Source organism: Vreelandella rituensis, from assembly GCF_003336665.1.
GTDB lineage: Bacteria > Pseudomonadota > Gammaproteobacteria > Pseudomonadales > Halomonadaceae > Vreelandella > Vreelandella rituensis.
In genome coordinates this window covers 1-4,223 of sequence record NZ_QPIJ01000110.1, presented here as the reverse complement: position 1 = coordinate 4,223, position 4,223 = coordinate 1, and the positions used below count along the sequence as shown (strand labels likewise).

At 56.8% G+C, this 4,223-nt stretch carries 6 protein-coding genes; 5 read left to right on the top strand and 1 reads right to left on the bottom strand.

Features of this window, described 5'->3' with window-relative positions:
* The 4 genes from iscB to DU506_RS20625 form a co-directional block, all read left to right on the top strand.
* The coding region (gene iscB / locus DU506_RS20640) for an RNA-guided endonuclease IscB (protein WP_114488722.1) at window positions 1–1,213 on the top strand (1,213 nt) is incomplete at its 5' end.
* A 92-nt stretch (window positions 1,214–1,305) separates the two neighbouring features.
* Window positions 1,306–1,854: a dTDP-4-dehydrorhamnose 3,5-epimerase gene (gene rfbC / locus DU506_RS20635; protein WP_114488721.1), complete on the top strand. Its 549-nt coding sequence runs from the start codon at window positions 1,306–1,308 to the stop codon at window positions 1,852–1,854.
* A 268-nt stretch (window positions 1,855–2,122) separates the two neighbouring features.
* Window positions 2,123–2,422: a type II toxin-antitoxin system RelE/ParE family toxin gene (locus DU506_RS20630; protein WP_114488720.1), complete on the top strand. Its 300-nt coding sequence runs from the start codon at window positions 2,123–2,125 to the stop codon at window positions 2,420–2,422.
* On the top strand, window positions 2,419–2,718 hold the full coding sequence (locus DU506_RS20625; protein WP_114488719.1) for an addiction module antidote protein: 300 nt from the start codon (window positions 2,419–2,421) through the stop codon (window positions 2,716–2,718). Before DU506_RS20630 ends, DU506_RS20625 begins: the two co-directional genes overlap by 4 nt.
* 314 nt (window positions 2,719–3,032) lie before the next feature.
* Here the strand turns inward: DU506_RS20625 and DU506_RS20620 are convergent, their stop codons facing one another.
* Window positions 3,033–3,551 (bottom strand): integrase core domain-containing protein, encoded by a 519-nt coding sequence (locus DU506_RS20620; protein WP_220254490.1) that lies wholly within the window; start codon window positions 3,549–3,551, stop codon window positions 3,033–3,035.
* On the opposite strand from DU506_RS20620, the gene DU506_RS20615 reads away from it, so the two are divergent.
* The gene (locus DU506_RS20615; RefSeq protein ID WP_235825865.1) at window positions 3,550–4,140 is read left to right on the top strand and encodes an Rpn family recombination-promoting nuclease/putative transposase; all 591 of its coding nucleotides are present in this window, start codon (window positions 3,550–3,552) and stop codon (window positions 4,138–4,140) included. The genes DU506_RS20620 and DU506_RS20615 overlap by 2 nt on opposite strands.
* Window positions 4,141–4,223: the final 83 nt, after the last annotated feature.

Below are 4,223 nucleotides of genomic sequence, written 5' to 3'. Positions count from 1 at the left end.
GCCAACCCTGCTGGCTGCCGATCCGGGCAGCAAGGAAACCGGGCTGGCGCTGATGCGGCTGGAAAACAACGCAACGGAAGAAAAGGCACCGGCAACCCGCCATGTGCTTTGCCTGTTTCAGCTGGTGCATCGGGGCTTCCAGATTCGCCAAGCCTTGGAGCAACGTGCCGGTTTTCGGCGTCGGCGTCGCAGCAAGAATCTGCGCCATCGCAAGCCACGCTTCGACAACCGGACGCGCAAGAAGGGCTGGCTGCCGCCCAGCTTGCAACACCGGGTCGATACCACCATGGCTTGGGTGGACAAGCTGTGCCGTTGGGCACCCGTGACTCACCTGAGCATGGAGCTGGTGCGATTCGATATGCAGAAGATGGAAAACCCAGAGATTTCCGGGGTCGAGTATCAGCAAGGCACGCTCCTGGGCTATGAGGTGCGTGAATACCTGCTCGAAAAATGGGGCCGGGAATGCGCCTACTGCGGTACCGGTGATACGCCCCTGGAGATCGAGCATGTGGTAGCGAAATCTCGGGACGGCTCTAGCCGGGTGGCCAACCTGACCATCGCCTGTCACGACTGCAACCAGGCCAAGGACAGCCAGTGGCTTGCTGATTTCTTTGCCACCAACAAGGGACTCAAGAAACGCCTCAAAGCCAATGGCTTGTCGGCGGAAGTCCGCCTTGAGTGCGTCCAGCGCCAGCTCAAATTACCGCTGCGGGATGCCACCGCTGTCAATGCCACCCGCTGGGCACTGTTCGGTGCAATGAAGTCCACTGGTCTACCCGTCGCCGTGGGCAGCGGCGGTCGCGCCCAGTACAACCGTCAGCGCCTGGGTATTCCCAAGACCCATGCGCTGGATGCGGCCTGTGTCGGCAAGTTCGACACCCTGAAAGGCTGGCGGGTACCCACCCTAGTCATCAAGGCCATGGGGCGCGGCAGTTATCAGCGCACGCGCCTCGACAAGTACGGCTTCCCACGGGGCTACCTGATGCGCCAAAAGCAAGTGCAGGGCTTTCAGACCGGCGATAGGGTCAGGGCGGTGGTGCCCAGCGGCAAGAAGGCCGGGACACATACAGGTCGCGTGGCCATCCGCAAGACCGGCAGTTTCAATATTCAGACCGAACAGGGCGCGGTCCAGGGGATTTTCTGGCGCTACTGCACCCTGCTGCAACGCGGTGATGGCTACGGCTATCACCCACTACCCACAATCCAATCATAAAGGAGGCGCGGACAGGGAACCCCGAGTCGTGCTGCGCACGACGCGCTATCCCTCCCGGCGCTAAAGCAACCGGGTTTCCCGCGCAAAATCTGATGAAGGTAGAACAGACTTCTTTGCCTGAGGTGGTGATACTAACGCCTAAGGTATTCGGCGACGCTCGGGGCTTTTTTATGGAAAGCTTCAATCAGCAAGCTTTCGAGCAGGCCACCGGCTGCAAGCGTGAGTTCGTCCAGGATAATCATTCCCGTTCACGCCAGGGCGTGCTGCGAGGCATTCACTATCAGTTGGAGCAACCTCAAGGCAAGCTGGTGCGTGTCACTCATGGCAGCGTTTGGGATGTGGCAGTGGATTTGCGCCGTAGCTCTCCGCATTTCGGCCAGTGGGTGGGGGTGGAGCTTTCCACCGAAAATAACCGCCAGTTGTGGGTGCCGGAAGGTTTCGGCCATGCCTTTGTCGTGCTTTCGGAAACGGCGGATTTTCTCTACAAGACGACCGATTACTACCATCCGCAATCCGAACATTGCATTCGCTTCGATGACCCTGAGCTGGGAATCGAATGGCCCGAGCTTCCGGTACCCGTCGCGCTTTCCGAAAAAGATAAAACCGGGGCAGCTCTTGGTGAGGCGGAAGTGTTCAGCTGAACTTCCTGGTAGACATGATGGATTGACCTGCCTGTAATGGCCAGAAATTAAGTCGATCACTTTTTGACCAGTTTTAGGTCTTGTTCCACTTCACCATCATTGCGAGCCTTCAGCCAAAAAAGTGGCGAGGACACATGAGGTTGCGTGGGGGTTGCTGCTTGAGAGGCTTCTTATGGGGGGGGCAGGGCATCATTTACGCCACGTTGCACAGGCGTTCGCATTTTTCTGTGCCTTGCGTCTCTGTAGTCTAAGAGCTGCATGTTTGCACATGCTCGATATCAAACAGACCGATACCTACCGAAAGTGGGAGCGTAAGCTCCGTGATCAGCGTGCCAAGGCGCTGATTGCAGCGCCTGTCTTTCGGTTGGCCAATGGCTTGCCGGGGGACGTGAAGCCAGTGGGGCAGGGTGTCAGTGAGCTACGCATCCATCATGGCCCTGGGTATCGTATCTATTTCAAGCAGCGTGGCGACGAGATCATCATCCTCCTGTGCGGCGGCGATAAAGACAGCCAGCAAAGCGATATCGACACGGCACAGCGTCTGGCAGCAGAGTGGGAGGCGTCATGAGCGACAAGATTTACGATTACGATCCGGCAGCAGCACTGGAGAGCGAGGAAGCCATTGCGGTATTTCTCGCCGATGCGCTGGAAACCGGCGATACCGCCTACATTGCCAAGGCGATGGGGGTAGTGGCCCGCGCCAAGGGCATGACGGAACTGGCCCGTGAGACGGGGCTTTCCCGTGAACAGCTTTATCGCTCCTTCAGTGAGCAAGGCAACCCTACCCTGAAAACAATGCTCACCGTGATGCGTGCCTTGGGCGTGGACTTGACGGCTCGCCCCCACGGAGACTCCGCTGCGTAATGCTCTCGTCGCCAACGCCGCGCACTACCTTGTACGGCGTTTTATGTCGCTACCTGATGTGTTTCCCTACCGTTACGGCACAAAACGGCTGTAATGGCCAGAAATTAAGTGGATCACTTTTTGACCAATTTTAGGTCTTATGATCACTAATAGCTGGCCAGTTTTCTCTGTGGCGGGTGTGCATTGCTCCAATAGGGTAGGTTAACCAGCAACTCACAGTGCACCTTGCCTGCTTTTGCTGAATGTCAGACACGGGGAAGCCTCGGTTACCAAAGCCGATAGAAGGGGGGTGTCTTTCGACAATCCGTTGAGCGTTATGCGGCCCAGCGGTAGCTGGAGTGCAAGCCACCCAGCCACTTCTTGCGTACCAGTTTCCTGGGCGCCTTGAAGAAGTCAGGATCGTTGGCAGCCGGGTGATGGTTCATGTCGGGCAAGATCGGTGGCTCTGCGTCGTTGGGCATGTGCGGCCTGGCCGTGTTGTAGTACTGGCGGAACTTGCCGAGCAAACGGTTTAGGTGGCGATCATTGAGTGGCTGAACGTAACGCAACAGCTCTTTATTGAGCGTGCGATGAAAACGCTCAATCACGGCGTTTTGCCATGGGCACTTGTAGGCGATGCGTATGGGCTTGATGTTCATGCCGGGGAGGGTCTGGGCAATGGGTAGCAGAATACTGTCTCGGTCCATTACCATCGCTTCTGGCAGGGTCTCCAAGTCCAGGAAGGCATTGAACAGTTGCTGAGCAACCCATTCCGACGGTGGGGTGGTAGGTGGCACGCGACCAGTGCAGGACGCGGCGGCCATGATCGATGACATTGAGATAGGAGTCAGCATGGCCGATACCACCCACAAACAGCATGATACTGGCTATAAAGAGTTATTCAGCTACCCGGAGTTCGTGCAACAGCTGATTGAAGGCTTCGCTCCGGCCGAAATGGCCGAGCTGATGGACTTCTCGACGCTCAAGAACCACAGCGGTAACTACATCACGCCGCTGTTCGAGGAGAAGTTCGAAGACGTGGTCTGGTCAGTGGAGGTCACTTGGCAGGGCGTCACCCAGCAGGTTTTCCTCTACATCCTGCTGGAGTTCCAGTCGTCAGTGGACCGCACCATGCCGATCCGACTGATGCACTACGTGGCCTGCTTCTACGATCATCTGCTCAAAAATGGAATGACGACGCCGCATAAGGGCTTGCCGCCGATCCTACCTATCGTGCTCTATAATGGTTCTGAGAATTGGACGGCCCGGCAAGATATTTACGATATGGTGTACCCTGAACCGCCCGCGTTCTTGCAGGTCTACCAGCCACATCTACGCTACTACCTGATTGATGAAGGGCGCTATACTGCTGAGCAATTAGGCTTGCGTCAGACACCGCTAAGTGGTAATGCCAGTCAGTTAAGCCTATTTTCAACAAGCTGATCATGAGACCTTTCCGTGTCAGGCAACTGATACGGAAAGGTCTCATGCATTTCAGCGACGCCATTGATGCCATCGCCAAGGCG